At 72.2% G+C, this 23,847-nt stretch carries 26 protein-coding genes; 5 read left to right on the top strand and 21 right to left on the bottom strand.

The genetic code is table 11. From position 1 onward, the window contains the following. Positions 1-56: 56 nt before the first annotated feature. The 7 genes from trpM to hisI all read right to left on the bottom strand — a co-directional run bounded on the left by trpM (position 57) and on the right by hisI (position 4,804). Positions 57-266, bottom strand: coding sequence for a tryptophan biosynthesis modulator TrpM (gene trpM / locus OG730_RS30335; protein ID WP_250743802.1), 210 nt, complete (start codon positions 264-266; stop codon positions 57-59). A 9-nt stretch (positions 267-275) separates the two neighbouring features. Further along, positions 276-1,085 (bottom strand): indole-3-glycerol phosphate synthase TrpC, encoded by an 810-nt coding sequence (trpC, locus tag OG730_RS30330; protein WP_250743801.1) that lies wholly within the window; start codon positions 1,083-1,085, stop codon positions 276-278. 162 nt (positions 1,086-1,247) lie between these two features. Beyond that, on the bottom strand, positions 1,248-1,739 hold the full coding sequence (locus OG730_RS30325; RefSeq protein ID WP_327307210.1) for a DUF2752 domain-containing protein: 492 nt from the start codon (positions 1,737-1,739) through the stop codon (positions 1,248-1,250). A 71-nt stretch (positions 1,740-1,810) separates the two neighbouring features. Beyond that, positions 1,811-2,062, bottom strand: coding sequence for an HGxxPAAW family protein (locus tag OG730_RS30320; protein ID WP_327307209.1), 252 nt, complete (start codon positions 2,060-2,062; stop codon positions 1,811-1,813). 150 nt (positions 2,063-2,212) lie between these two features. Continuing rightward, entirely contained in the window at positions 2,213-2,887 is a 675-nt protein-coding gene (locus tag OG730_RS30315; RefSeq protein ID WP_327307208.1) for a TIGR02234 family membrane protein, read from the bottom strand. Positions 2,888-2,901: 14 nt separating this feature from the next. Continuing rightward, the gene (locus tag OG730_RS30310) at positions 2,902-4,392 is read right to left on the bottom strand and encodes an anthranilate synthase component I (RefSeq protein ID WP_327307207.1); all 1,491 of its coding nucleotides are present in this window, start codon (positions 4,390-4,392) and stop codon (positions 2,902-2,904) included. A 31-nt stretch (positions 4,393-4,423) separates the two neighbouring features. Beyond that, complete coding sequence (gene hisI / locus OG730_RS30305; RefSeq protein ID WP_327307206.1) at positions 4,424-4,804, bottom strand: phosphoribosyl-AMP cyclohydrolase; 381 nt, start codon at positions 4,802-4,804, stop codon at positions 4,424-4,426. A gap of 92 nt (positions 4,805-4,896) precedes the next feature. Between hisI and OG730_RS30300 the strand changes: the two genes are divergently transcribed. Continuing rightward, complete coding sequence (locus tag OG730_RS30300; protein ID WP_327307205.1) at positions 4,897-5,529, top strand: TIGR03085 family metal-binding protein; 633 nt, start codon at positions 4,897-4,899, stop codon at positions 5,527-5,529. Between the two features lie 28 nt (positions 5,530-5,557). Here the strand turns inward: OG730_RS30300 and OG730_RS30295 are convergent, their stop codons facing one another. The 9 genes from OG730_RS30295 to hisD are packed head-to-tail and all read right to left on the bottom strand — an operon-like array spanning position 5,558 to position 12,576. Then, positions 5,558-6,784: an MFS transporter gene (locus OG730_RS30295; RefSeq protein WP_327307204.1), complete on the bottom strand. Its 1,227-nt coding sequence runs from the start codon at positions 6,782-6,784 to the stop codon at positions 5,558-5,560. Positions 6,785-6,812: 28 nt separating this feature from the next. Further along, complete coding sequence (gene hisF / locus OG730_RS30290; protein ID WP_327307203.1) at positions 6,813-7,568, bottom strand: imidazole glycerol phosphate synthase subunit HisF; 756 nt, start codon at positions 7,566-7,568, stop codon at positions 6,813-6,815. Further along, on the bottom strand, positions 7,565-8,005 hold the full coding sequence (locus OG730_RS30285; RefSeq protein WP_327307202.1) for a RidA family protein: 441 nt from the start codon (positions 8,003-8,005) through the stop codon (positions 7,565-7,567). Before OG730_RS30285 ends, hisF begins: the two co-directional genes overlap by 4 nt. Next, a complete protein-coding gene (gene priA / locus OG730_RS30280; RefSeq protein ID WP_243330271.1) occupies positions 8,002-8,736 on the bottom strand; it encodes a bifunctional 1-(5-phosphoribosyl)-5-((5-phosphoribosylamino)methylideneamino)imidazole-4-carboxamide isomerase/phosphoribosylanthranilate isomerase PriA in 735 nt (244 codons plus the stop codon). Before priA ends, OG730_RS30285 begins: the two co-directional genes overlap by 4 nt. Continuing rightward, on the bottom strand, positions 8,736-9,380 hold the full coding sequence (gene hisH, locus OG730_RS30275; protein ID WP_327307201.1) for an imidazole glycerol phosphate synthase subunit HisH: 645 nt from the start codon (positions 9,378-9,380) through the stop codon (positions 8,736-8,738). The genes priA and hisH overlap by 1 nt, the downstream gene beginning before the upstream one ends. A 2-nt stretch (positions 9,381-9,382) precedes the next feature. Continuing rightward, positions 9,383-9,550 (bottom strand): CG2302 family histidine operon protein, encoded by a 168-nt coding sequence (locus OG730_RS30270; protein WP_327307200.1) that lies wholly within the window; start codon positions 9,548-9,550, stop codon positions 9,383-9,385. Position 9,551: 1 nt separating this feature from the next. Then, a complete protein-coding gene (hisB, locus tag OG730_RS30265) occupies positions 9,552-10,145 on the bottom strand; it encodes an imidazoleglycerol-phosphate dehydratase HisB (protein WP_215035049.1) in 594 nt (197 codons plus the stop codon). Further along, complete coding sequence (locus tag OG730_RS30260) at positions 10,142-11,257, bottom strand: histidinol-phosphate transaminase (RefSeq protein WP_327307199.1); 1,116 nt, start codon at positions 11,255-11,257, stop codon at positions 10,142-10,144. Before OG730_RS30260 ends, hisB begins: the two co-directional genes overlap by 4 nt. After that, a complete protein-coding gene (gene hisD / locus OG730_RS30255; RefSeq protein WP_327307198.1) occupies positions 11,254-12,576 on the bottom strand; it encodes a histidinol dehydrogenase in 1,323 nt (440 codons plus the stop codon). The genes OG730_RS30260 and hisD overlap by 4 nt, the downstream gene beginning before the upstream one ends. A gap of 148 nt (positions 12,577-12,724) precedes the next feature. Here hisD and OG730_RS30250 point away from each other — a divergent pair, with 148 nt between their 5' ends. The 3 genes from OG730_RS30250 to ybaK are packed head-to-tail and all read left to right on the top strand — an operon-like array spanning position 12,725 to position 15,600. Beyond that, the gene (locus OG730_RS30250; protein WP_327307197.1) at positions 12,725-14,329 is read left to right on the top strand and encodes an oxidoreductase; all 1,605 of its coding nucleotides are present in this window, start codon (positions 12,725-12,727) and stop codon (positions 14,327-14,329) included. A 34-nt stretch (positions 14,330-14,363) separates the two neighbouring features. Continuing rightward, entirely contained in the window at positions 14,364-15,101 is a 738-nt protein-coding gene (locus tag OG730_RS30245; protein ID WP_327307196.1) for an LON peptidase substrate-binding domain-containing protein, read from the top strand. 10 nt (positions 15,102-15,111) lie between these two features. Continuing rightward, on the top strand, positions 15,112-15,600 hold the full coding sequence (gene ybaK, locus OG730_RS30240; protein ID WP_327307195.1) for a Cys-tRNA(Pro) deacylase: 489 nt from the start codon (positions 15,112-15,114) through the stop codon (positions 15,598-15,600). A gap of 152 nt (positions 15,601-15,752) precedes the next feature. Here the strand turns inward: ybaK and OG730_RS30235 are convergent, their stop codons facing one another. From OG730_RS30235 to OG730_RS30220, 4 genes are all read right to left on the bottom strand, one after another. Next, the gene (locus OG730_RS30235; protein ID WP_327307194.1) at positions 15,753-16,436 is read right to left on the bottom strand and encodes a hypothetical protein; all 684 of its coding nucleotides are present in this window, start codon (positions 16,434-16,436) and stop codon (positions 15,753-15,755) included. 63 nt (positions 16,437-16,499) lie between these two features. Next, the gene (locus OG730_RS30230; RefSeq protein WP_442815056.1) at positions 16,500-17,333 is read right to left on the bottom strand and encodes an ABC transporter permease; all 834 of its coding nucleotides are present in this window, start codon (positions 17,331-17,333) and stop codon (positions 16,500-16,502) included. Further along, complete coding sequence (locus OG730_RS30225) at positions 17,330-18,370, bottom strand: ABC transporter ATP-binding protein (RefSeq protein ID WP_327307193.1); 1,041 nt, start codon at positions 18,368-18,370, stop codon at positions 17,330-17,332. Before OG730_RS30225 ends, OG730_RS30230 begins: the two co-directional genes overlap by 4 nt. 28 nt (positions 18,371-18,398) lie before the next feature. Continuing rightward, complete coding sequence (locus OG730_RS30220) at positions 18,399-19,748, bottom strand: NYN domain-containing protein (RefSeq protein ID WP_327307192.1); 1,350 nt, start codon at positions 19,746-19,748, stop codon at positions 18,399-18,401. A 220-nt stretch (positions 19,749-19,968) separates the two neighbouring features. Between OG730_RS30220 and OG730_RS30215 the strand changes: the two genes are divergently transcribed. Then, entirely contained in the window at positions 19,969-20,139 is a 171-nt protein-coding gene (locus tag OG730_RS30215) for a hypothetical protein (RefSeq protein ID WP_327307191.1), read from the top strand. 76 nt (positions 20,140-20,215) lie between these two features. On the opposite strand, the gene dnaE is transcribed toward OG730_RS30215, so the two are convergent. Next, positions 20,216-23,761 carry a DNA polymerase III subunit alpha gene (dnaE, locus tag OG730_RS30210; RefSeq protein WP_327307190.1) on the bottom strand — a complete coding sequence of 1,182 codons (3,546 nt, stop codon included), beginning with the start codon at positions 23,759-23,761 and terminating at the stop codon, positions 20,216-20,218. Positions 23,762-23,847: the final 86 nt, after the last annotated feature.

Here is a 23,847-nt window from a genome sequence, read left to right as displayed (position 1 = left end):
CGTAAGAGGACGCCGACGGAGACGGGTGTACGACGTACACCGTCCGGCGGGCCTCGTTACGACGCGACTCCGGGTCGCCATCGCATGCCGTTGACCTGACCGGGCTCGGAGCCGATCACGTACCGGACCCGCCGCCCCCGCACGCGCCGGGCCGGGGCGCGGCAGCCGCGAGGGCGGCAGCCGCGCGCCAGGGGCGCGTGCGCCGTCGGCACGCCGGCCAGGCCGGAGCCCGGCCGGGTGCGGACGGAGGGGCGGTTTCGGGCCATGGGTGCGGGTCAGCTCCGCCCGTGGCGCAGGGCGGGGTGGGCTCCGGCGGCGACGAGGTCGGCCACGGCCGCCTTCGGGTCGCGGCCGGTCACCAGGGACTCCCCGACGAGGACGGCGTCGGCGCCCTCGTTCGCATAGGCGATCAGGTCGTGCGGCCCGCGGATGCCGGACTCGGCAACCTTCACGATGTGGGCCGGGATCTCGCCGACGATCCGCTCGAAGGTGGAGCGGTCGACCTTGAGGTCCTTCAGGTTGCGGGCGTTGACGCCGATGATCTTGGCGCCCGCCGCGACCGCACGCTCGATCTCCTCCTCGTCGTGGACCTCGACGAGCGGGGTGAGGCCGATGGACTCGGCCCGCTCGATGAGGGAGACGAGGGCCTCCTGCTCCAGGGCCGCGACGATCAGCAGCACGAGGTCGGCGCCGTAGGCGCGGGCCTCCCACAGCTGGTACGCCGTGACGATGAAGTCCTTGCGCAGGATCGGGATGTCCACGCGGGCGCGGACGGCCTCCAGGTCGGCCAGCGAGCCACCGAAACGACGCTGCTCGGTGAGGACGGAAATGACCGCCGCACCGCCCGCTTCGTAGTCGGCGGCGAGCCCGGCCGGATCGGCGATGGCGGCCAGCGCACCCTTGGAGGGGCTGGAACGCTTGACCTCGCAGATCACCTTGACGCTGTCGCCGCGCAGGGCAGCGACGCCGTCCTTGGCCTGGGGCGCCTTGGCGGCACGCTCCTTGAGCTCGTCGAGGCTGACGCGCGCCTGCCGTTCGGCAAGGTCTTCGCGGACCCCTTCGATGATCTCGTCGAGCACACTCACGCGAGCGGCCCCCTTCCGGGTCGATGACGGTCGGCCGCCTTGCAGACACGTACAACTGCAAGGTCAGCAGTTCAAATGGTATCCGCAGGACGCCTTGCCCTCCGCACGCGGTTGACGGCGTCCCATTAAATGGACATCCGGAATATTTACTTCAGCTATACCTCAGGGCGCCAGGAAAGAGCCCACGGGCAGGTTCCGGACAACGGAGAAGACCAGGGCCACCGCACCGATCGCCCACCAGACCGTGCCGATCCCCCACCAGTGCGGCCGCCGTACTACGGGCCTCGGGGCCCGTACCCCCCGATAGGCCCGAACCAGCCACAGGACCATGAAACCGGCGAAGAAGAAGTAGCCCGCGACCGCCAGGGCATTTGCCCCGATAGCTGTCACGAGATCGCCGTGGGCGAACGCGTGGGCACTGCGCAGCCCGCCGCAGCCGGGGCACAGGACCCCGGTCAGCCGGAACAGCGGGCAGACCGGATAGTGGCCCGGCTCGTTCGGGTCCACGGTCCCCACGTAGGCGAGGGCCGCGGCGGCCGCGGTCAGCGTGAGCGCCGGACGCACCAGCCGGCCGGCCCGGGACACGGGCGCGGGAGGCGGCGCGAGATCGGTCGTTCCGGAGGAGGCGTCCACCCGCTGATTCTCTCCGCTCATGACAAAAGGCGCAGCCCGACAGGGCCGCGCCTTTCGAAAACCGGCGTACCGGCTACCGCCCGGTCGGCGCGTCAGACCTTCGCGGCGACGCGGTTCGCGGCGATGACCTCGGCGAGGTCCTGGTGCGCGGCCTTGGGCGCGCCCATGCCCGCGGCCTTCATCGCCATGCCCACGACACCGCCGATGACGACGACGACGAGGCCCGCGTAGAAGCCCAGCGGGTTCGCCAGCACCATGAAGGCACCGGAGATGCAGAAACCGATGACCGCGATGATGACACCGGTCCAGGCGGCCGGGGTGTGTCCGTGGCTAGTGCCCGCCATGAGTTGCTCCTCGTACTCGGGTGTGCTCTGTCGCACGCCGCACATGCTGTGTGAACGGTGATGTGGTCAACGCTCGCTGGTCATTGTCCCGCACCGGGACCCGGCCTCGTTCACGGGGTCGGGTCCGGGTTGACGCGTCGGATCGCGGGTTCAGCGGGTGGGCTCCGGGCCGGTGGGGTCCTCGCCCCGGTCCAGGGCCTTCCACATGTCCTCCGGCCGGTCCGGGTCCACCACGGCCGCCTTGCGCGGTAGCGGGCTGCCGTCGCGCTCGTAGCGGCCGCCCATCGCGGGCCAGGCGCTCCCGAAGCGCAGCGCGAGCAGTCCCGCCAGCAGGATCAGTGCCCCGCCGGCCGCCGTCACGTAGGGCCAGGCGGTATGGGTCAGGCCGGCCACGTGGGCCGCGGCGTCGGCCGTCGTACGGGCCGCCTCCGCGTCCAGCGCGCCACGGCCGTCCGCGTTGGCCAGCGCCGCCAGCGCCGCGCCCAGGCCGCTCAGCGCGAGCAGCCCCGAGACCAGCAGGCGGCTGCGGCCGCGTACGGCGAAGACGGCGACCAGGGCGGCGAGTCCGACGATGGCCAGGGCGGCGGGCAGGCCGGTGACGGCCCGCCCGTCGGCGGTCACCGGCAGCGAGCCGCCGCCGACCGCGGCGACGCCCCGGGCCCAGACGCGGCCGGAGGCGAGCAGGACGACGGTGGCGCCGAGCGCGCCGAGGAGCAGGGCGACGGCCACGCTGCGGCGGCCGCCGCGGCCCGAGGGGGCCTCGGGTTCGGCGGCGGCATCGGCGTGTTCGGTTCGGGGCGGGGGCACGGCACTCACGTACCCCACTATCCCCTACCGGCTCAGGCGCCGTGGAGGCGGTTCGCCGCCGCCACCGCGCGGAGCACCGCGGCGGCCTTGTTGCGGCACTCGGCGTCCTCCAGCTCGGGCACCGAGTCGGCGACGACCCCGGCGCCGGCCTGCACGTACGCCTTCCCGTCGCGCAGCAGCGCGGTGCGGATGGCGATGGCGGTGTCGGAGTCCCCGGCGAAGTCGAGGTAGCCGACGCAGCCGCCGTAGAGCCCGCGGCGGGTGGGCTCCAGCTCCTCGATGATCTGCATGGCGCGGGGCTTGGGCGCACCGGACAGGGTGCCGGCCGGGAAGCAGGCGGTGAGCACGTCGAAGGCGGTCTTGCCCTCGGCGACGCGCCCGGTGACGGTGGAGACGATGTGCATGACGTGCGAGTACCGCTCGATGCTCATGAAGTCGACGACCTCCACCGATCCCGGCTCGCAGACCCGGCCGAGGTCGTTGCGGCCGAGGTCGACGAGCATGAGGTGCTCGGCTCGCTCCTTGGGGTCGGCGAGCAGCTCGTCGGCGAGCTCGTTGTCCTGCTGCGGGGTGGCGCCCCGGTGCCGGGTGCCGGCGATGGGGTGGACCATGGCCCGCCCGTCCTCGACCTTGACCAGCGCCTCGGGGCTGGACCCGACGACGTCGAAGCCGTTCTCGAAGCGGAAGAGGTACATGTACGGGGAGGGGTTGGTGGCCCGCAGGACCCGGTAGACGTCGAGCGCGGAGGCGCTGCACGGGGTCTCGAACCGCTGCGAGGGCACCACCTGGAAGGCCTCGCCGGCCCGGATCCGCTCCTTCACGTCCTCCACGGCGGCCTGGTACTTCTCGCCGCCCCACAGGGCCGAGTACTCCGGGAGCTGCGAGTCGGGCAGCGGCATCGGCGCGTACGGGGCGGGCCGCGCGAGGTCGGCCTCCATGGCGTCGAGGCGGGCCACGGCGTCCGCGTGGGCCTCGTCCACGCCCGCGGCGAGGTCGTTGTGGTTGATGGCGTTGGCGATGAGCTGGACGGTGCCGTCCCAGTGGTCCAGGACCGCCAGGTCGGAGGTGAGCAGCATCGTCAGCTCGGGCAGTCGCAGGTCGTCCTCGGTGTGCTCGCCGATGCGCTCCAGGCGGCGCACGATGTCGTAGCCGAGGTAGCCGACCATGCCGCCGGTGAAGGGCGGCATGCCGGAGGCGAGGTCCCGGGGGGTGTGCAGGGCCTCCACGGTCTGCCGCAGGGCCTCCAGGGGGTCGCCCGAGGTCGGGACGCCGACGGGCGGGGTGCCGATCCAGTGGGCCTGGCCGTCCTTGACCGTGAGGGTGGAGGCGCTGCGGACGCCGACGAAGGAGTAGCGCGACCAGGAGCGGCCGTTCTCGGCGGACTCCAGGAGGAACGTCCCGGGGCGTTCGGCGGCCAGCTTGCGGTAGAGCCCGACGGGCGTGTCACCGTCCGCCAGCAGCTTGCGGCTGACGGGGATGACGCGGCGGTCGGCCGCGAGCTTGCGGAACGTCTCAAGATCCATGGCGTGGGACCTTACTCGTGATCGGCTTCGGCTATTCGGCTTCGGCGGTGGGGCCGGAGGGACCGGCCAGGGGGAGGACGTCGGCATCGAAACACGTCCGGGCACCGGTGTGGCAGGCCGCGCCGACCTGGTCCACCTGGACGAGCACGGTGTCGGCGTCGCAGTCGAGCGCGACGGACTTCACGTGCTGGAAGTGGCCGGAAGTGTCGCCCTTGACCCAGTACTCCTGACGGCTGCGCGACCAGTACGTGCACCGGCCGGTGGTCAGGGTGAGGTGCAGGGCCTCGTCGTCCATCCAGCCGAGCATGAGCACCTCGCCGGTGTCGTACTGCTGGGCGATGGCCGGGACCAGGCCGTCGGCGGAGCGCTTGAGGCGGGCGGCGATGGCGGGATCGAGGGAGGACGTACTCATGGAGCCATTGTGCCGGGCCCGGGGGACGATCAAGGATCCCTGTCCGCCTGATGGGCAGGCACGGGACGGGTTCCAGCCGTAGGCTGGCCCGCATGTCTACCCATGCGAAGCGTGAACGACTGCTGCTGGCCGACCTGTTGGAGTCCGCGGGCCCGGAGGCGCCGACGCTGTGCGAAGGCTGGCGGACGCGGGAGCTCGCCGCGCACGTGGTGGTCCGGGAGCGTCGCCCGGACGCGGCGGGCGGACTGCTGCTGAACGCGCTGAAGGCCCGCCTGGACAAGGCGATGGCGGAGTACGGGGCCAAGCCGTACGAGGAACTCATCCAGCTGATCCGCACGGGCCCGCCGAAGATGTCCCTCTACTCGCTGAAGCAGATCGACGAGCTGGCGAACGCGGTGGAGTTCTACGTCCACTCCGAGGACGTCCGCCGCGCCCAGCCGGACTGGTCCCCGCGCGTCCTGGACCCGGTCTTCTCCGACTCCCTGTGGTCCCGCCTGGAGAAGCTGTCCCGTCTGACGGGCCGCCGCTCCCCGGTGGGCCTGGTCCTGCGCCGCCCGAACGGCCAGACGGCGGTGGCGCACAAGGGCGCGCCGGTGGTGACGGTCACGGGCGAGCCGGGCGAGCTGACCCTGTTCTGCTTCGGCCGTCAGGACGCCGCCGCGGTGGAACTGGACGGCCCGAAGGAAGCCATCGCGAAGCTCACGGTGGCCCGCCTGGGCATGTGAGGCCCGCCCGCCGAAGAAGGGGCGGGGCTCAGGCGAAGGCCAGTTCCGCGCGGCGGACCGCGGGGGCCGAGGTTCCTACGATCGCGCCCGCCATGCTCACCGCCGCCCCCGCCAGGAAGACCGGGGTCACGCCCCACGCGTCCGCCGCGAAGCCGAAGACGGGATAGGCCAGCGGGGCCAGGCCGACCGCCGTGAAGGCCATCACGGAGCTGACCCGTCCCAGGTACGAGGGGTCCGTGGCCGTCTGGATGAGGGCGATGGCCAGGCCGCCGCAGATCCCGCAGACCAGGCCGGTCAGCACCGCCAGTCCCACCGCCAACGGCAGGTTCGGGGCCAGCACCAGCCCGCCGATGCCCGCGGAGCCGATGATCAGGGTGAGGTTCTGGATCGCCCCGGCCCGGGGGAACCTCGGGATCAGGGTGAGCACCAGCGCGCTCGACGCCGCGCCCACACCCATCCCGCCGATGATCCAGCCGACCCCGGCCGGTCCCCAGCCGCGCTCCTCGGAGACGAGGATCAGCCCCAGCGTCATCGGCGCGGAGGTGCCGAGCTGGCTCAGCGCTCCCGACAGCACCAGGGGGCCTATCAGCCCGTGCCGCCGGATGTAGCCGAGCCCCGAGCGGAGCTGCCGCCAAGGGGTCTGGGGGGCGGCGGCCGCGGCGGGCTCCGCGGGAGCCGGCAGCGGGGCGATCCGTACCGCCACCAGCAGCACCAGCGAGACCCCGAACAGCGCCGAAGCCACCGCGAAGGCCGACGCCGGCCCGCCCAGCCCCATCGCCAGCCCCGCCACCGGCGGCCCGGCGGTGTGCCCGACGCGTTCGGCGAGGCTGCGCAGCCCCTGGACCCGTACCAGCTGGCCGGGCCCCGCGATCCGCGGCGGCAGCGCGCCGACGGCCGGCATGAACAGGGCGTCCACGATGCCGAAGACCAGCGCGACGAGCACCAGGACCCACAGGCCCGGGGAGCCGAGGGCCAAGGCGAGCGCCAGTCCCAGGACGACGGCGCAGCGCACCGCGTCGGAGGAGATGACCACCAGCCGGGGCCCGAAGCGGTCGGCGACCACCCCGCCGCCCAGCATCAGCAGCGCCCTCGGTATCGCGCCGACCGCCATGACCAGGCCGACCTCGGCCGGGCCGGCGCTCTGGGCGGCCGCCCAGCCGAGGGCGAGGAAGTAGACCCCGTCCCCGACGAGCGAAGCCCCGTAGGCGGCCAGCCAGCGCAGGACATTGGCGTCCCGCCAGACGTTCCCGTTCACGACAAGCCCCCCACGGGCGAAGCGAACCTCAGCGGACCGGGTGGCCCGCTTCCCTCAGTGCGTCCTTGACCTGCCCGATGCGCAGGTCTCCGAAGTGGAACACCGACGCCGCGAGCACCGCGTCGGCGCCCGCCGCGATCGCCGGCGGGAAGTGCGCGAGCCTGCCCGCGCCGCCCGAGGCGATCACCGGGACCGTGACGTGCTTGCGCACGGCCGCGATCATCTCGGTGTCGTAGCCGTCCTTGGTACCGTCCGCGTCCATCGAGTTCAACAGGATTTCCCCGGCGCCCAGCTCGGCCGCCCGGTGCGCCCACTCGACGGCGTCGATGCCGGCGCTCTGCCGGCCGCCGTGGGTGGTCACCTCGAAGGAGCCGGAGGCGGTGCGGCGGGCGTCCACGGACAGCACCAGCACCTGCCGGCCGAAGCGCTCGGCGATCTCCTGGATGAGCTCGGGCCGGGCGATGGCGGCGGTGTTCACGCCGACCTTGTCGGCGCCGGCCCGCAGCAGCTTGTCCACGTCGTCCGCGGTGCGGACGCCGCCGCCGACGGTCAGCGGGATGAAGACCTGCTCGGCGGTGCGGCGCACCACGTCGTAGGTGGTCTCCCGGTTGCCGGAGGACGCGGTGATGTCGAGGAAGGTCAGCTCGTCGGCGCCTTCGGCGTCGTAGAGCTTGGCCATCTCGACGGGGTCGCCGGCGTCGCGCAGGTTCTGGAAGTTGACGCCCTTGACGACCCGGCCGTTGTCCACGTCCAGGCAGGGGATCACCCGTACGGCGAGGGTCATGCGGAGCCTCCGGCGACGGGGCCGAAGGCCTCGACCTCCACCTCGACGACCATGCTGGGGTCCACGAACCCGTTGACGATGATCAGCGTCGAGGCGGGGCGGATCTTGTCGAAGAGCTCGCTGTGCGCGCGGCCGACCTCGTCCACGTCACGGGCGTGCGTGAGGTAGAGGCGGGTGCGGACCACGTGCTCGGGGCCGAGCCCGGCCTGCTCCAGCGCGTTGAAGGCCACGGAGAAGGCCTTCTTCGTCTGGTCGTACGGGCCGCCCGCGTCGGCTCCGGTGCAGCCCGAGACCAGGACCAGCCCGTTGGGGAGCTGGACGGCGCGGGAGTAGCCGAGCACGTCCTCGTAGGCGCCGCCGGAAGAGATGCGCCGGCCCTCGAAAGGGCTCGTGGAACTGTTCGCGGACGTGTGCGCGGAACCGTTGTCGGAACTCATGCGGAGACCACCTTCAGGGCTTCTTCGAGCGTGAACGCCTTGGCGTACAGGGCCTTGCCTACGATGGCGCCCTCGACGCCGGCCCCGACGAGCCCGGCCAGCGCGCGCAGGTCGTCGAGGGAGGAGATGCCGCCGGAGGCCACGACGGGCCGGTCGGTGGCGGCGCAGACGTTCTTCAGCAGCTCCAGGTTGGGGCCGGTGAGGGTGCCGTCCTTGCCGATGTCGGTGACGACGTACCGGGCGCAGCCCTCGGAGTCCAGGCGCGCGAGGGTCTCGTAGAGGTCCCCGCCCTCGCTGGTCCAGCCGCGGCCCTTGAGGGTGGTGCCGCGTACGTCGAGGCCCACCGCGATCTTGTCGCCGTGCTCGGCGATGGCCTTGGCGGCCCACTCGGGGGTCTCCAGGGCGGCGGTGCCGAGGTTGACGCGGGTGCAGCCGGTGGCGAGGGCCGCGGCGAGCGTGGCGTCGTCGCGGATGCCGCCGGACAGTTCGACCTTGATGTCCATGGCGCCGGTGATCTCGGCGACGAGCGCGCGGTTGTCGCCGGTGCCGAAGGCGGCGTCCAGGTCGACCAGGTGCAGCCATTCGGCGCCGGAGGCCTGCCAGGCCAGGGCGGCCTGGAGCGGGGAGCCGTAGGAGGTCTCGCTGCCGGAGACGCCGTGCACGAGGCGGACGGCCTGGCCGTCGCGGACGTCGACGGCGGGGAGCAGTTCGAGCTTCTTCGACGTCGTCATCACAGGGTCTCGATCCAGTTGGTGAGGAGCTGGGCGCCGGCGTCCCCGGACTTCTCGGGGTGGAACTGGGTGGCCCACAGGGCCCCGTTCTCCACCGCCGCGACGAACCGCTCGCCGTGCGTGGCCCAGGTGACCTTGGGCGCCTTGATCAGCGGGTTGGTGACTTCCAGCGACCAGTCGTGGGCCGCGTAGGAGTGCACGAAGTAGAAGCGGGCGTCCTCGTCCAGGCCGGCGAAGGCCTGGCTGTCGGCCGGCGCGTCCACGGTGTTCCAGCCCATGTGGGGGACGATCGGGGCCTGCAGCGGGCCGACCGTGCCGGGCCACTCGTCGAGCCCTTCGGTCTCCACGCCGTGCTCGATGCCGCGCTCGAAGAGGATCTGCATGCCGACGCAGATGCCCATGACCGGACGGCCGCCGGAGAGCCGGCGGCCGATGATCCAGTCGCCGCGCGCGTCCTTGAGCCCCTGCATGCAGGCGGAGAAGGCTCCGACGCCGGGGACGAGGAGTCCGTCGGCGTCCATGGCCTTGTCGTAGTCGCGGGTGATCTCCACGTCCGCGCCGGCGCGCGCCAGAGCGCGCTCGGCGGAGCGGACGTTGCCGAAGCCGTAGTCGAAGACCACGACCTTCTTGGTGGGGGTCGACATGCTCACTCCCAAATTCCCTGGATCCGCAGCACTCCGGCGACCAGGCACATCACGGAGCCGATGGCGAGCAGGATGATCACCGACGCCGGCATCTCCTGCTTCTTGAAGGAGTAGACGCCGCCGGCCAGGAACAGGCCGAGGACGATCAGGATCGTGTTGAGCCCGTTCACGCTAGAGGGCGCCCTTCGTGGAGGGCAGGATCCCGGCGGCGCGCGGGTCGAACTCGGCGGCGTAGCGCAGGGCCCTGGCCAGCGCCTTGAACTGGCACTCCACGATGTGGTGGGCGTTGCGGCCGTACGGCACGTGGATGTGCAGGGCGATCTGGGCCTGCGCGACGAAGGACTCGAAGATGTGCCGGGTCATCGTCGTGTCGTACGAGCCGATCATCGGCGCCATGTTCTCGGGCTCGGTGTGCACGAGGTACGGGCGGCCGGACAGGTCGACGGTCACCTGGGCGAGGGACTCGTCGAGCGGCACGGTGCAGTTGCCGAAGCGGTAGATGCCGACCTTGTCGCCGAGGGCCTGCTTGAAGGCGGCGCCCAGCGCGAGGGCGCTGTCCTCGATCGTGTGGTGGCTGTCGATGTGCAGGTCGCCCTCGGTCTTGACCGTGAGGTCGAAGAGGCCGTGGCGGCCGAGCTGGTCGAGCATGTGGTCGTAGAAGCCCACGCCCGTCGAGACGTCGACCTTGCCGGTGCCGTCGAGGTTTATCTCGACGAGGACCGAGGTCTCCTTGGTGGTCCGTTCGACCCGTCCGATGCGGCTCATGCGTGCTGCTCCTTGTTCAGTGCGCGAACCGCTTCCAGGAACGCGTCGTTCTCGGCCGGGGTGCCCGCGGTGACCCGCAGCCATCCCGGTACGCCGTTGTCCCGGACCAGGACGCCCTGGTCGAGGATCTTCTGCCAGGCGGTGTGGGAGTTCTCGAACCGGCCGAACTGTACGAAGTTCGAGTCGGAGTCGGTGACCTCGAAGCCGATCCCCCGCAGCTCGGTGACCAGGCGGTCGCGCTCGGCCTTGAGCTGCTCGACGTAGCCGAGCAGGGTGTCGGTGAATTCCAGGGCGGCCAGCGCGGTCGCCTGGGTGACGGCCGACAGGTGGTACGGCAGGCGTACGAGCTGTACGGCGTCGACCACGGCGGGGTGCGCGGCCAGGTAGCCCAGGCGCAGGCCCGCGGCGCCGAAGGCCTTGGACATGGTCCGGGAGACCACCAGGTTCGGGCGGCCCTCGATGAGCGGCAGCAGCGAGTCGCGGTGGCTGAACTCCACGTAGGCCTCGTCCACGATGACGAGCGAGGGCTTGGCCGCCTGCGCCGCCTCGTAGAGGGCCAGGACCGTCTCGGCCCCGACCGCGGTGCCCGTGGGGTTGTTGGGCGAGGTGATGAAGACGACGTCGGGGGCGTGCTCGGCGATGGCCTGCTCGGCCGCCGCCACGTCGATGGTGAAGTCCTCGTTGCGCGGACCGGAGATCCAGTCGGTCCCGGTACCGCGCGCGATCAGCGCGTGCATCGAGTACGAGGGCTCGAAGCCGATCGCGGTGCGGCCGGGCCCGCCGAAGGTCTGCAGCAGCTGCTGGAGGACCTCGTTGGAGCCGTTGGCGGCCCATACGTTCTCGCGCGCGACCGGGTGCTTGCCGGTACGGGTGAGGTAGGCGGCGAGCTCGGTGCGCAGCTCGACGGCGTCCCGGTCGGGGTACCGGTTGAGGGTGCGGGCGGCCTCCGCGACGCGCTCGGCGATGCGCGCGACGAGCGGCTCGGGCAGCCCGTACGGGTTCTCGTTGGTGTTGAGCTGGACGGGCACGTCCAGCTGCGGGGCGCCGTACGGGGTCTTGCCGCGCAGCTCGTCCCGGATGGGGAGGTCGTCGATACCGATGGTGCGGGTCATGCCTGCGGAACCTTCCAACCGAATCGTGCCTTCAGAGCCGCGCCGTGCGCGGGCAGGTCCTCGGCTTCGGCCAGGGTCACCACGTGGTGGGTGACCTCGGCGAGGGCGTCGCGCGTGTAGTCCACGATGTGGATGCCGCGCAGGAAGGACTGCACGGACAGGCCCGAGGAGTGGCAGGCGCAGCCGCCGGTGGGCAGCACGTGGTTGGAGCCGGCGCAGTAGTCGCCGAGCGAGACCGGGGACCACGGGCCGACGAAGACCGCTCCGGCGTTGCGCACGCGGGCAGCCCAGGCGGCCGCGTCGGCCGTCTGGATCTCCAGGTGCTCGGCGCCGTACGCGTCGACGACCTTGAGGCCGTCCTCCAGGCTGTCGACCAGCACGATCGCGGACTGGCGGCCGGCCAGCGCGGGCTTGATCCGGTCCTCGATGTGCTTGGTGGCCGCGACCTGCGGCTCCAGCTCCTTCTCGACGGCGACCGCGAGCTCCTCGGAGTCCGTCACCAGTACGGCGGCGGCCAGCGGGTCGTGCTCGGCCTGGCTGATCAGGTCGGCGGCGACGTGCACCGGGTCGGCCGTGGAGTCCGCGAGGACCGCGATCTCGGTGGGGCCGGCCTCGGTGTCGATGCCGATCTTGCCGGTGAAGTAGCGCTTGGCGGCGGCGACCCAGATGTTGCCGGGGCCGGTCACCATGTTGGCGGGCGGGCAGTCTTCCGTCCCGTACGCGAACATCGCGACGGCCTGGGCGCCGCCGGCCGCGTACACCTCGTCCACGCCGAGCAGCGCGCACGCGGCGAGGATCGTCGGGTGCGGCAGACCGTCGAATTCCTTCTGCGGCGGGGACGCGAGCGCGATGGACTCGACGCCCGCCTCCTGGGCCGGGACCACGTTCATGACGACGGAGGACGGGTACACCGAACGGCCGCCCGGGGCGTACAGCCCCACGCGCTCCACCGGCACCCACTTCTCGGTCACCGTGCCGCCGGGGACCACCTGGGTGACGTGCTCGGACCGGCGCTGGCTGCGGTGCACGATCCGGGCGCGCCGGATCGACTCCTCCAGGGCGGCGCGGACGGCCGGGTCGAGCTCGTCGAGGGCGGTCTTGAGGGCCTCGGCGGGCACCCTGACCTGCTCCAGCTCGACCCCGTCGAACTTCCGCGCGTACTCGATCAGCGCCGCCGTTCCACGATGGTGGACGTCCTCGCAGATGGGCCGCACCTTCTCCAGGGCGGCTTCCACGTCGAACTCGGCACGGGGCAGCAGATCGCGCAGGGCGCCACCCTCGGGGAGGGTGTTGCCGCGCAGGTCGATACGAGAGATCACCCGCCAATTCTCTCAGACCGTTTCACGCCGCCGTCCGTCCGTATCACTGGCTGATACAGGCCACGGACGTTTTCCGATGTCACAGCGGCCCTCTAGCGTTGCCGGTAGGCGCGGTGGTGTCCGCGCGGACGAGCGGAGGGGGGCCGCCATGGCCGAAGCACGCCCGGACGGGGAACCCGAGGATCTCACGGGCCCCGAGCGGCTCATGTGGGACGCGTACCGGACCGGCAGCGTCTGCGATCTCAGCACCCGCACCGCCGAGCGGGACGATCCGCACGCCGACCGGGTCTGGGGCCCCGAGCGCAGCGTCCGCGCGGCCGTGGTGGCCCTGCTGCTGCTCCACGGGCCGGGCCCGGTGCGGGGCCGGGTGGCCTCCCTGAAGCTGCGCGGCGGACGGATCACGGGCCGCCTCGACCTCTCCGGGGGCACGGTCACCCCGTACGTGGAGCTCCAGTCCTGCCGCTTCGACGGCGAGGTGCAGCTCTCCGAGACCCGCTTCGGCACCCTGCGCCTGGTCAACTGCGCGATACCCCGGCTGGACGCGGCCCGGCTGCACACCGAGGGCGATCTGCACCTGGCGCGCTGCCGGGTGGCGCGCGGGATCCGGCTGACCGACGCGCAGATCGGCACCGACCTGCTGATCAGCGAGGCGGTGGTGCGGCGCGACGCCAAGGGACGGGCCCTGGCCGCCGACGGCATGTCGGTGGCCCAGGACTTCCAGGGCGAGCTGCTCCAGACCTACGGGGAGCTGAGCCTGCGCGGCGCCAAGGTCGGCGTCTCGATGAGCCTGCGCGGGGCCCGCCTGAGCAATCCGGCCGGGAAGCGGGCGCTGAACGCGCCGCAGCTCACCGTCGAGCGCACGCTCTACCTGACCTCCATCGCCCTGGACTACGTCTCGGGCGGCTCCGGCTCCTCCACTCCCCCCTACGGGCTGGGCCACACCCCGCTGCGGGGCCGACCCGCGCAGCACTTCGAATGCCGGGGCGGCCTGCGGCTGGACGACGGCCGCTTCGGGGACGCCGTGGACTTCTACGGGGCCCGGTTCACCCTCACGGAGGACCAGGAGGTCTCGCTGCGCCGCATCCACACCCCGGAGCTGCGGTTCGTGGGCGAGCGCCCCGAGCTGGGGCGGGTGGTGCTGTCGGGCTCGCGGGTGGTCAAGCTCGTGGACACGGCCACGAGCTGGCCGGCCCGCCCGGGCCGGCTGTCCATCGAGGGCTTCGCCTACGAGAACCTCGCGCCCCGGGGCGATTTCCCGCCGGCCCGCCGGCTGGAGTGGATCGAGGCGGCCACCCCCGAGTACTCCCCGGAACCGTACGAGCGGCTCGCCGCGGTCCTGCGGGCCTCCGGCGAGGACTCGGACGCCCGCGGGGTGCTGCTGGCCAAACAGCGGCGCCGGCGGGCGACGCTGCCGCCGGCGCTGCGCGCGTGGGGCCACCTCCAGGACTGGACGGTGGTCTACGGCTACCGGCCGGGCCGCGCGGCGCTGTGGATGGCCGTGCTGTGGGCGGCCGGGGCCGTGCTCTTCGAGGTGCACGGCAAGCCCCCGCCGCTCAAGGCGGAGGAGCACCCCGACTGGAACCCGGTGCTGTTCGCCCTGGACCTGCTGCTGCCGGTGGTCGACCTGGGCCAGCAGGACCAGTGGATTCTGCGGGGCGCCTGGCAGTGGGGCACGGCCGCCCTGGTCATCCTGGGCTGGATCCTGGCCACCACGGTCGCGGCGGGCGCCTCCCGCGTCCTGAGGCGGGGGTGACCACCCCCCGGCCCCGGCCATTACCCTGTGCCTCGTGACCACCGTTCGCCTGCCCCTCTTCCCGCTGAACTCGGTGCTGTTCCCGGGACTCGTCCTCCCGCTGAACATCTTCGAGGAGCGTTATCGCGCCATGATGCGCGAGCTGCTGAAGGCGGGAGAGGACGAGCCCCGCCGCTTCGCGGTCGTCGCGATCCGCGACGGCCGGGAGGTCGCCCCGACCGCGCCCGGCCTGCCCGACCAGACGGCCGTGCCCGAGCGCGGCCCGGCCGCCGGTTTCGGAGCGGACCCGGTCCAGGCCTTCCACCGGGTGGGCTGCATCGCGGACGCCGCCTCCATCCGGGAGCGCGAGGACGGCAGCTTCGAGGTCATGGCCACCGGCACCGTCCGGGTGCGGCTGCTGTCGGTCGACGCGTCCGGCCCGTTCCTCGTGGCGGAGCTGGAGGAGCTCCCGGAGGATGCGGGCGACGGCGCGGGCGCGCTGGCCGAGGGCGTGCTGCGGGCGTTCCGCACCTATCAGAAGCGCCTCGCCGGAGCCCGCGAACGATCCCTGACGGGCATGGACCTCCCCGACGAGCCGTCGGTGGTCTCGTACCTGGTCGCGGCCGCCGCGGTGCTGGACATCCCGGCGAAGCAGCGCCTCCTCCAGGCCCCGGACACGGCGACCCGCCTCGCGGAGGAGCTGAAGCTGCTGCGCACCGAGACGGCCGTCATCCGCCACCTCCCCTCGCTCCCGGCCGTGGACCTCACCCGCGCGCCGACGAGCCCCAACTGACGAAGGACCCATGGCGAAGAAGAAGCCGGCGGGCACTCCGGCGATCGTGGCCCTGACGGCGGCCGGCGCCGATTTCACCGTGCACGCCTACGAACACGACCCGGCCCACCCGTCCTACGGCGAGGAGGCGGCCCAGGCCCTCGGGGTCTCCCCCGCGCAGGTCTTCAAGACGCTCCTCGCCGACGTGGACGGCTCCCTGGTGGTCGCCGTGGTCCCGGTCTCGGGCAGCCTCGACCTGAAGGCCCTGGCCGCCGCGGTGGGCGGGAAGCGCGCGGCGATGGCCGACCCGGCACTGGCGGAACGCACCACGGGCTACGTCCTGGGCGGCATCTCCCCCCTGGGCCAGCGCAAGCGCCTGCGCACGGTCCTGGACGCCTCGGCTTCGGCCTTCCCCACGATCTGCGTCTCGGCGGGCCGCCGCGGCCTGGAGGTCGAACTCGCCCCGTCCACCCTGGCCGCCCTGACAGCAGCCGAAACGTCTCCGATCGCCCGCGGGTGAAACGCCGGCGGGGCTGGATGAATCCAGCCTCGCCGGCGTTTGAGGCGCGGGGTCTGGGGCGGAGCCCCAGGCGGGGTCCGGGCGCAGCCCGGGGAACGGTGGAAGGGCGGGTAGGGGACAGCCCCGCAGGGCTCACCCACCGGCCGCTCGGCCTACGCGCGCGGAGGCTCCGTACCGGACGGGTCCGGGGACACGGCGGGGCCGGGGCCCGCAGGGGCCTGGTAATACCCGGAGGGCCACAGCCCGAGCTCCGGCGCCGGATCCCGCGTCCCCCACAGGGCGGTCAGCGCGAGGTGGACGACGACCGCGGCCATCGGCCACCCGAGCAGCGCGCCGTGCGCGAGCAGCTCCAGCGGAGCGTCGAAGGGGACGCCCTTCCCCGCCTTCCGGGCGACCGCGACCAGGTCCGAGGACGGCCCCAGCCACAGACCGACCCGCCAGCCGACCAGCGCGGCGAAGACCGATCCCACCGCGAGCCCGACGACCTGCGCCGCGCCCCCGCTCCGGCGCCACAGGAACACGGCCACCGCACTCAGCACGCCGAAGGCGACGGACAGCAGCAGGAAGGTTCCGTCGGCCCCGATCCGCGCCTCGCTCTCGGTGTCCCGCAGGAACACCGCCTCGCCGTTGGAGACGTACTGGACGCGCGGCGCGAGCCAGACCCACAGCAGCCCGAGGAGCACGCCGGCCACGCCGAGCACGAGGGCGATGGCGGCCCCGTCGCGGATGTCGGACGGGGAGAAGGCGGGCTCGGACGCGGGCTCGGCGGCCGGGGCGGAAGACGGCTCCGACGGCGGCTGGTCGGGCTTGTCATAGGGGGTCACGGCTTCGGTCACCCCCACATCGTGCCAGGAAGTGTTTGATTTAACGATCGGCGCCGCCCTGCCCTCCGGCGGGCGTCAGCGGACCGCTGCCCGCCGGTAGGCCCAGGTCGCGACGGCGAGGGACAGCACGCCCACCCCCGCGCACACGCCGAGGTCGAGGAGGACCGCCGTCCAGTCGGGGTGCGGCTCGAAGGTCCGCGCGAACGCCTCCACGCCGTACGTGGACGGCAGCAGGTCCCGCGCCCAGACGATGACGTCCGGCATCCGCTCGGGCGGCAGCACGCCCAGCAGCAGGGCCGCCGACATGCCGAGCTGTCCGGCGAGGGTGGCCAGCTCCTGCCGGGGGGCGAGCAGGCCCAGCGCGGCGCCGAGCCCGGCGAGGGCGGCGCCGGCCAGCGGCACCACGGCGGCCAGGATCCACAGTCCGCCCATCGGCAGCCCGAACAGCACGCTGCCGAAGACGGCCGTCACCAGCGTGCCGGGCAGCGTGAAGGAGGCGTACGCGGCGGCCGCGCCCAGCACCACGGACGCGGGCGGCACGGGCAGGGTGGCGTAGTGGTCGAGCCCGCCGCTGGCCCGGAGCTGGCCGAAGTACTGGGCGAGCAGGTTCAGCGCGACGAAGGCGACGACCAGCACCGAGGAACCGGCGACGACGGCCCGCGCCTCGGAGCCCCCGTCGACCACGCCCCGCATCAGGATCATGATCCCGACGGACTGGAAGGTGGCCACGAACAGCAGCGGGATCCGCGAGACCCGCGCGCGGGACAGCTGGGCCCGGTAGACGGCGGCCAGCGCCGGGAAGAACCGGGCGCGGGGTGCCAGTACGCCGGCGGCGGTGACAGGTGCGGCGACGGCGTCGGCGGCGCTGTCGGCGGCGGCCGTGGCCGTGGTGGCGGCGGTGGCGCTCACGCCTTCACCAGTCCCTTCGAGGTGCGTCCGCCCAGGGCGAGGTACACGTCCTCCAGGCTCGGCGTGGCCAGCGTGAAATCGTCGAGGGCGGCGAACGCCGGGCCGCCGGTCACGGCGGCCACCGCCGCCCGCGCCTCGTCGGGTCCGAGCCGCAGCACCCAGCGCCGACCGGACTCGGTGGCCGCGGCGGCGAGCGCGGCGACCTCCGGGAGCTCCAGCGGCGGCGCGGTACGCCAGACCAGTTCGAGCCGGACCTCGCCGGACACCGCCGCCTTGAGCCCGGCGGGGGTGTCGCAGGCGATGACCCGGCCCTGGTCGATGACGGCGACCCGGTCGAGGACGGTCTCGGCCTCGATGACGTTGTGGGTGACCAGCAGCACGGTGGCCCCGGTCTCGGCGCGGCGGCGGTCGACGGCGGCCCAGACGGCCCGCCGGGCCACCGGGTCCATGCCGGTCGTGGGCTCGTCGAGCACCAGGACGGGCCGCTCCCCCACCAGCGCGGCGGCGAAGCACGCGAGGCGCCGCTGCCCGCCGGACAGCTTCTTCAGGGGGCGTCCGGCGATGCCGGTCAGGCCGAGCTCTTCCAGTACGGAGTCCCGGGCGGCCCGCGCCTCGCGCAGGCCGAGGCCCCGCAGCCGGCCGGTCGTCTCGGCGGCCAGCGAGACCGTGAGCTCGTCGAGGGCGGTGGATTCCTGGCCCAGGTAGGAGAGCAGCCGGGCGGAGCGGTCGGGGTGGCGTACGAGGTCGTGGCCGAGCAGGGTCACGGAGCCGGAGTCGGGCCGCAGCAGGCCGGTCAGCTGGCGGACCAGGGTCGATTTGCCGGCGCCGTTGGGGCCGAGCAGCCCGAAGATCTCACCGCGCCGCACGTCCAGGGAGATCCCGTCGGTGGCACGGGTCTCGGGCAGGGCCGGGGCCCCGCGCCGTCCTCGTACCGCGGGATACGTCTTGACCAGGTCGCGTACCGCGCAGACCACGTCGGAAGCCGGTCCCGCGGGCCCTGCCGTGTCCGTATCCGCCTGTGCTGTCCCCGTACTCACGAGGGAGCAGCCTACGGGGTTGCGGCCCCTACTCGGCTGCCGGGGCCGCCTGGGCCACCGCCACAGGGGCCGCCACCGGGGCCGCGGGAGCCCCGGGGGTGGCGACCGGACCGCCGCCGGCCACGTGTTCCGCGGCCGCCCGTACGTCGATCTCGCGCCAGAAGCCGGCCCGGATGGCGTAGCGGTCGTGCTCGTCGATCTGGTCGTCCTTGTGCGCGAGGAGCCCGAAGCGGGCGGCGTAGCGCAGCAGCTCCCCGTCGATCCGGTGCGGGATCCGCGGGTACATGGTGGCGAGCTTCTGCAGGTGCACGGTCTCCGGGAGCCGTTCCATCCAGCGCCGGGCGAACACCTGGCCGACCTCGAAGGGGTCGCCGCCGACGGTGGTGATGTCCTCCTCGCGGTCCGCCCAGCGCTGCTCGGCGGAGGTGAGCTGGGCGAGGGTGGGCAGCGAGGCGGTCTCGGCGGGCTCGCCGAGCGGCCCGGCGCGGTCGACCCAGCCCTTGTCGGAGGACCACCGCAGGGCGCTGCCCGCCGGGGCCCCGCCGAGGGCCTGGCCGGGCCCGGGGGCGGGCGCGGCGGTGCCGGGGGCGCGCAGGGCGCCCGCGAGGTCCTTGGGGGTCGGGACGGTCTTGCCGTTGGCGGTGGCGGCCCCGGAGGCGGCCGGTACGCCGCCCTCCTCCGGCTCCACGGGGGCCGCGGGCCGGGTTCCGTCGCCGCTGCCGCGGGCGGCCTCGGCGAGGGCGGCCTCGGGCAGCGGCGCGGAGAGGATGGCGGCGATCTCGGGGCGCGGGGCGGGCGCGGGGGCGCAGAGTCCGGTGAGGTCGCGGGCGCGGACGGCCCGGGTGATCCAGGTGCGGTCCAGGACGCGGCGTTCGTCGGCTTCGGCGACGAGGTCCTCGGACTGGTTGTAGTCCCCGTCGGCGGCCTGGACGGCCCACAGGTGGACGGCGACCCCGTGTTCCTTGGCGGACATCAGGCCGGGCAGCAGGTCTCCGTCGCCGGTGACGAGCACGACGTCCGAGCAGGCCCGGTTGCGGGCGAGCTCGGTGAGCTCGGCGTGCATGGCCGCGTCGACGCCCTTCTGGGCCCAGCGGCCGTCGCTGCGGGTCAGGGCGCCCAGGCGGACGGTGACGCGGGGCATGACGCGCAGTCGCCGGTGCTCGGGCTGGGGTACCCGGTCGGGTGCGCCGTCGAACCAGTAGATCCGCAGGAGCGGCTGCTCGGTGTCGGCTTCGGCGCGTTCGCGCAGGCCCTGGATGAGCGCCGCATGGTCGACGGTGATCCGGGAGCGGGACGGCTCTCCTGCGAGGAGGCTCGCGGCGGCGCCCAGCAGATAGCCGGCGTCCACCAGGACGACGCAGCGGTCCACGCGTACCACCCTCTTCCCTGGGGGTCCTCTGTGTCTTTCGCGGTTTCCACGAGTCTGCCCGACGGCAACGGCCTTGACGGCCGGAACTCGATCATCGGCGTGGCGTATCTCCCGGAGTCCCCCGGCAGGAGCCCCGACTACGCGCGGTAATGATCCAAAATGCGCCGTTTACGGCGCTGTGTGAGTGTGAAGGCGGCCCTGGCCCCTACACCCCCCACGGAGGCATCCCATGGCCAAGAACAAGAACCGCCAGCAGCCCGCCAAGTCCGAAGAGCGCTCGGCCGCACAGGATCCGGCGAAGAGCTCGATGGACTCCTCGTCCTCGTCCTCGACCCCGGCGGCCCCGAGCCCGCTGCAGATGGCCGGCAAGCGCAAGGAAAAGAAGTTCGGCCACAACTGACGCCTCCACCCCGCATGCGGAAGGCCCGCCCCCGTCGACAGGGGCGGGCCTTCCGCATGCGGGGTGGGGCAGGTGCCTAGCCGGCCAGGCAGGACGGGCCGAGCAGCACCTTGAGGTCGCCGAAGAGCGCCGGGTCCGGCTTGACCCGGTGCTTGTCGAGCCGGAGCACGGTGGTGGTGCGCGGCCCCTGGAGCTTGATGCGGACCTCGCTGTTGCCCTGGTGGTGGCGCAGGATCTCGCCGAGCCGGGTCACCATCGGCGGGGTGACCTTGACGGTGGGGATGGTGAGGACGACCGGGGCGTTGGTCCCGGCGTTCGAGACGTCGGGGACCATCATCTCCATGGCGACCAGCCGGGGGACGTCCTCGCGCTTGTCCAGCCGGCCCTTGACGAAGACGACGGTGTCCTCGACCAGCTGCGTGGAGACGAGCTGGTAGGTCGCGGGGAAGAACATGCATTCGATGGAGCCGGCCAGGTCCTCGACGGTGGCGATGGCCCAGGCGTTGCCCTGCTTGGTCATCTTGCGCTGGAGGCCCGAGATGATGCCGCCGATGGTGACGACCGCGCCGTCGCCGTGCTCCCCGCCGGTGAGCTGGGAGATACCGGCGTCCGTCTTGTCGGACAGGACGTGCTCCAGGCCGAAGAGCGGGTGGTCGGAGACGTAGAGGCCGAGCATCTCGCGCTCCTGGGCGAGCAGGTAGGACTTCTCCCACTCGACGTCGGAGAACTCCACGTCGAGGCCGAAGCCGGGCTCGTCGCTCGCGTCCTCGTCACCCATTCCGCCGAAGAGGTCGAACTGCCCCTCGGCCTCCTTGCGCTTGACGGCGACCACGTTGTCGATCATCGGTTCGTGGTGGGCGACCAGGCCCTTGCGGGTGTGGCCCATCTCGTCGAAGGCGCCGGCCTTGATCAGGGATTCGACCGTGCGCTTGTTGCAGACGACGGCCTCGACCTTGTCCAGGAAGTCGGGGAAGGAGGAGTACTTCCCCTTCGCCTTCCTGCTCTTGATGATCGACTCCACGACGTTGGTGCCGACGTTGCGCACGGCCGTGAGGCCGAAGAGGATCACGTCGTCGCCCTGGGCGGCGAAGTTGGGCTCCGACTCGTTCACGTTCGGCGGGAGCACCTTGATGCCCATCCGGCGGCACTCGTTCAGGTAGATCGCGGACTTGTCCTTGTCGTCCTTGACCGAGGTGAGCAGGCCCGCCATGTACTCGGCCGGGAAATTGGCCTTGAGGTAGGCGGTCCAGTAGGAGACCAGGCCGTACGCGGCCGAGTGGGCCTTGTTGAAGGCGTAGCCGGCGAAGGGGACCAGGACGTCCCACAGCGCCTTGATCGCCTGGTCGCTGAAGCCCTTCTCCTTGGCGCCCGCCTCGAAGATGACGAAGTTCTTCGCCAGTTCGTCGGGCTTCTTCTTGCCCATCACGCGGCGCAGGATGTCGGCCTCGCCGAGCGAGTACCCGGCGATGATCTGGGCGGCCTTCTGGACCTGCTCCTGGTACACGATGAGGCCGTAGGTGACGCCGAGGATCTCCCTGAGCGGCTCCTCCAGCTCCGGGTGGATCGGGGTGATCTCCTGCTGCTTGTTCTTGCGCAGGGCGTAGTTCGTGTGCGAGTTCATGCCCATCGGGCCCGGCCGGTACAGGGCCGAGACGGCGGAGATGTCCTCGAAGTTGTCGGGCTTCATCAGGCGCAGCAGGGAGCGCATGGGCCCGCCGTCGAACTGGAAGACGCCGAGGGTGTCGCCGCGGCCGAGCAGTTCGAAGGTCTTGGGGTCGTCGAGCGGCAGGCCCAGGAGGTCGAGGTCGATCCCCTTGTTGGCCTTCACCATCTTGACGGCGTCGTCCATGATCGTGAGGTTGCGCAGGCCCAGGAAGTCCATCTTGATCAGGCCGAGCGACTCGCACTGCGGGTAGTCCCACTGCGTGATGGTCACGCCGTCCGTATGCCGCACCCAGACCGGGGCGTGGTCGACGATCGGCTCGCTGGACATGATCACGCCGGCGGCGTGCACGCCCATCTGGCGGACCAGGCCCTCCACGCCGCGGGCGGTGTCGATGACCTTCTTCACGTCCGGCTCGTTCTCGTACATCGCCCGGATCTCGCCCGCCTCGCCGTAGCGCGGGTGCGAGGGGTCGGTGATGCCGTTCAGGTCGATGCCCTTGCCGAGGACGTCGGCGGGCATGGCCTTGGTGAGCCGGTCGCCCATGGCGTACGGGTAGCCGAGGACCCGGGCCGAGTCCTTGATGGCGTTCTTCGCCTTGATCTTTCCGTAGGTGCCGATCATGGCGACCTTGTCGTCGCCGTACTTGTCGGTCACGTACCGGATCACTTCGACGCGCCTGCGCTCGTCGAAGTCGATGTCGACATCGGGCATGGAGACGCGCTCGGGGTTCAGGAACCGCTCGAAGATCAGGCCGTGGGTGATCGGGTCGAGGTCGGTGATGCCCATGGCGTACGCGACGATCGAGCCGGCGGCGGAACCACGGCCGGGGCCCACGGCGATGCCCTGGTTCTTGGCCCACATGATGAAGTCGGCGACGACGAGGAAGTAGCCCGGGAACCCCATCTGGATGATGACGTCCAGCTCGTAGTCGGCCTGCCGCTGCCGGTCCTCGGGGACCCCTCCCGGGTAGCGGCGGGCCATGCCGCGCCGCACTTCCTCCTTGAACCAGGTGATCTCGGTGTAGCCGTCTTCGGGGATCTCGAACTTCGGCATGAGGTTCTTGGCCTCGAACATGCCGGTGGTATCGACCTGCTCGGCCACCAGGAGGGTATTGCGGCAGCCCTCCTGCCAGGCGTCCGAGGAATCGACGGCGTACATCTCCTCCGTGGACTTCAGGTAGTAGCCGGTGCCGTCGAAGCGGAAGCGGTCCGGGTCCGAGAGGTTCTTGCCGGTCTGGATGCAGAGCAGGGCGTCGTGCGCGGCCGACTCGTGCGCGTACGTGTAGTGCGAGTCGTTCGTCACCAGCGGCGGGATGCCGAGCTTCTTGCCCACCTCCAGCAGTCCGTCGCGGACCCGGCGCTCGATCTCGATGCCGTGGTCCATCAGCTCCAGGAAGTACCGGTCCTTGCCGAAGATGTCCTGGTACTCGGAGGCGGCCTTCAGGGCCTCGTCGAACTGGCCGAGGCGCAGCCTGGTCTGCAGCTCGCCGGACGGGCAGCCGGTGGAGGCGATCAGGCCCTCCGACCACTGGGAGATGGTCTCCTTGTCCATGCGAGGCCACTTCGTCAGCCAGCCCTCGGCGTACGCGTCGGAGGACAGCCGGAAGAGGTTGTGCAGCCCGGTGGAGCTCGCCGCCCAGATCGTCTTGTGCGTGTAGCCGCCGGAACCGGACACGTCGTCGCGCTTCTGGTGGGGCTGGCCCCACTGGATGCGCCGCTTGTTGCGCCGGGACTCCGGAGCGACGTACGCCTCGATGCCGATGATCGGCGTGACCCCGGCCTTCTTCGCCGTGTGGAAGAAGTCATACGCCCCGTGCAGATTGCCGTGGTCGGACATGGCGATATGGGTCATGCCCATCTCGTTGCACGCGTTGAACATGTCCTTCAGCCGCGCGGCACCGTCCAGCAGGGAGTACTGGGTGTGGACGTGCAGGTGCGTGAACGGCGTCTTGGTCACGGTGGGGGCTCCTGAAGATCACAGTGGCGCGGAGTGCCTCGATGAGGGGCGGCGGTCGGGTGACGGGCGGGCGGGGAGAGAGGGGC

Origin of the sequence: Streptomyces sp. NBC_01298 (genome assembly GCF_035978755.1) — a bacterium.
Classification (GTDB): Bacteria; Actinomycetota; Actinomycetes; order Streptomycetales; family Streptomycetaceae; genus Streptomyces.
This window is presented reverse-complemented; position numbering and strand designations above follow the sequence as displayed.

What these genes read in the sequence shown, in the direction of transcription:
- trpM (WP_250743802.1), bottom strand. Translation starts at nt 266, where the DNA reads ATGGCCCGAAACCGCCCCTCCGTCCGCACCCGGCCGGGCTCCGGCCTG.
- OG730_RS30325 (WP_327307210.1), bottom strand. Translation starts at nt 1,739, where the DNA reads ATGAGCGGAGAGAATCAGCGGGTGGACGCCTCCTCCGGAACGACCGAT.
- OG730_RS30320 (WP_327307209.1), bottom strand. Translation starts at nt 2,062, where the DNA reads ATGGCGGGCACTAGCCACGGACACACCCCGGCCGCCTGGACCGGTGTC.
- OG730_RS30310 (WP_327307207.1), bottom strand. Translation starts at nt 4,392, where the DNA reads ATGGATCTTGAGACGTTCCGCAAGCTCGCGGCCGACCGCCGCGTCATC.
- hisI (WP_327307206.1), bottom strand. Translation starts at nt 4,804, where the DNA reads ATGAGTACGTCCTCCCTCGATCCCGCCATCGCCGCCCGCCTCAAGCGC.
- OG730_RS30300 (WP_327307205.1), top strand. Translation starts at nt 4,897, where the DNA reads ATGTCTACCCATGCGAAGCGTGAACGACTGCTGCTGGCCGACCTGTTG.
- hisF (WP_327307203.1), bottom strand. Translation starts at nt 7,568, where the DNA reads ATGACCCTCGCCGTACGGGTGATCCCCTGCCTGGACGTGGACAACGGC.
- OG730_RS30285 (WP_327307202.1), bottom strand. Translation starts at nt 8,005, where the DNA reads ATGAGTTCCGACAACGGTTCCGCGCACACGTCCGCGAACAGTTCCACG.
- priA (WP_243330271.1), bottom strand. Translation starts at nt 8,736, where the DNA reads ATGACGACGTCGAAGAAGCTCGAACTGCTCCCCGCCGTCGACGTCCGC.
- hisH (WP_327307201.1), bottom strand. Translation starts at nt 9,380, where the DNA reads ATGTCGACCCCCACCAAGAAGGTCGTGGTCTTCGACTACGGCTTCGGC.
- hisB (WP_215035049.1), bottom strand. Translation starts at nt 10,145, where the DNA reads ATGAGCCGCATCGGACGGGTCGAACGGACCACCAAGGAGACCTCGGTC.
- OG730_RS30260 (WP_327307199.1), bottom strand. Translation starts at nt 11,257, where the DNA reads ATGACCCGCACCATCGGTATCGACGACCTCCCCATCCGGGACGAGCTG.
- OG730_RS30250 (WP_327307197.1), top strand. Translation starts at nt 12,725, where the DNA reads ATGGCCGAAGCACGCCCGGACGGGGAACCCGAGGATCTCACGGGCCCC.
- ybaK (WP_327307195.1), top strand. Translation starts at nt 15,112, where the DNA reads ATGGCGAAGAAGAAGCCGGCGGGCACTCCGGCGATCGTGGCCCTGACG.
- OG730_RS30215 (WP_327307191.1), top strand. Translation starts at nt 19,969, where the DNA reads ATGGCCAAGAACAAGAACCGCCAGCAGCCCGCCAAGTCCGAAGAGCGC.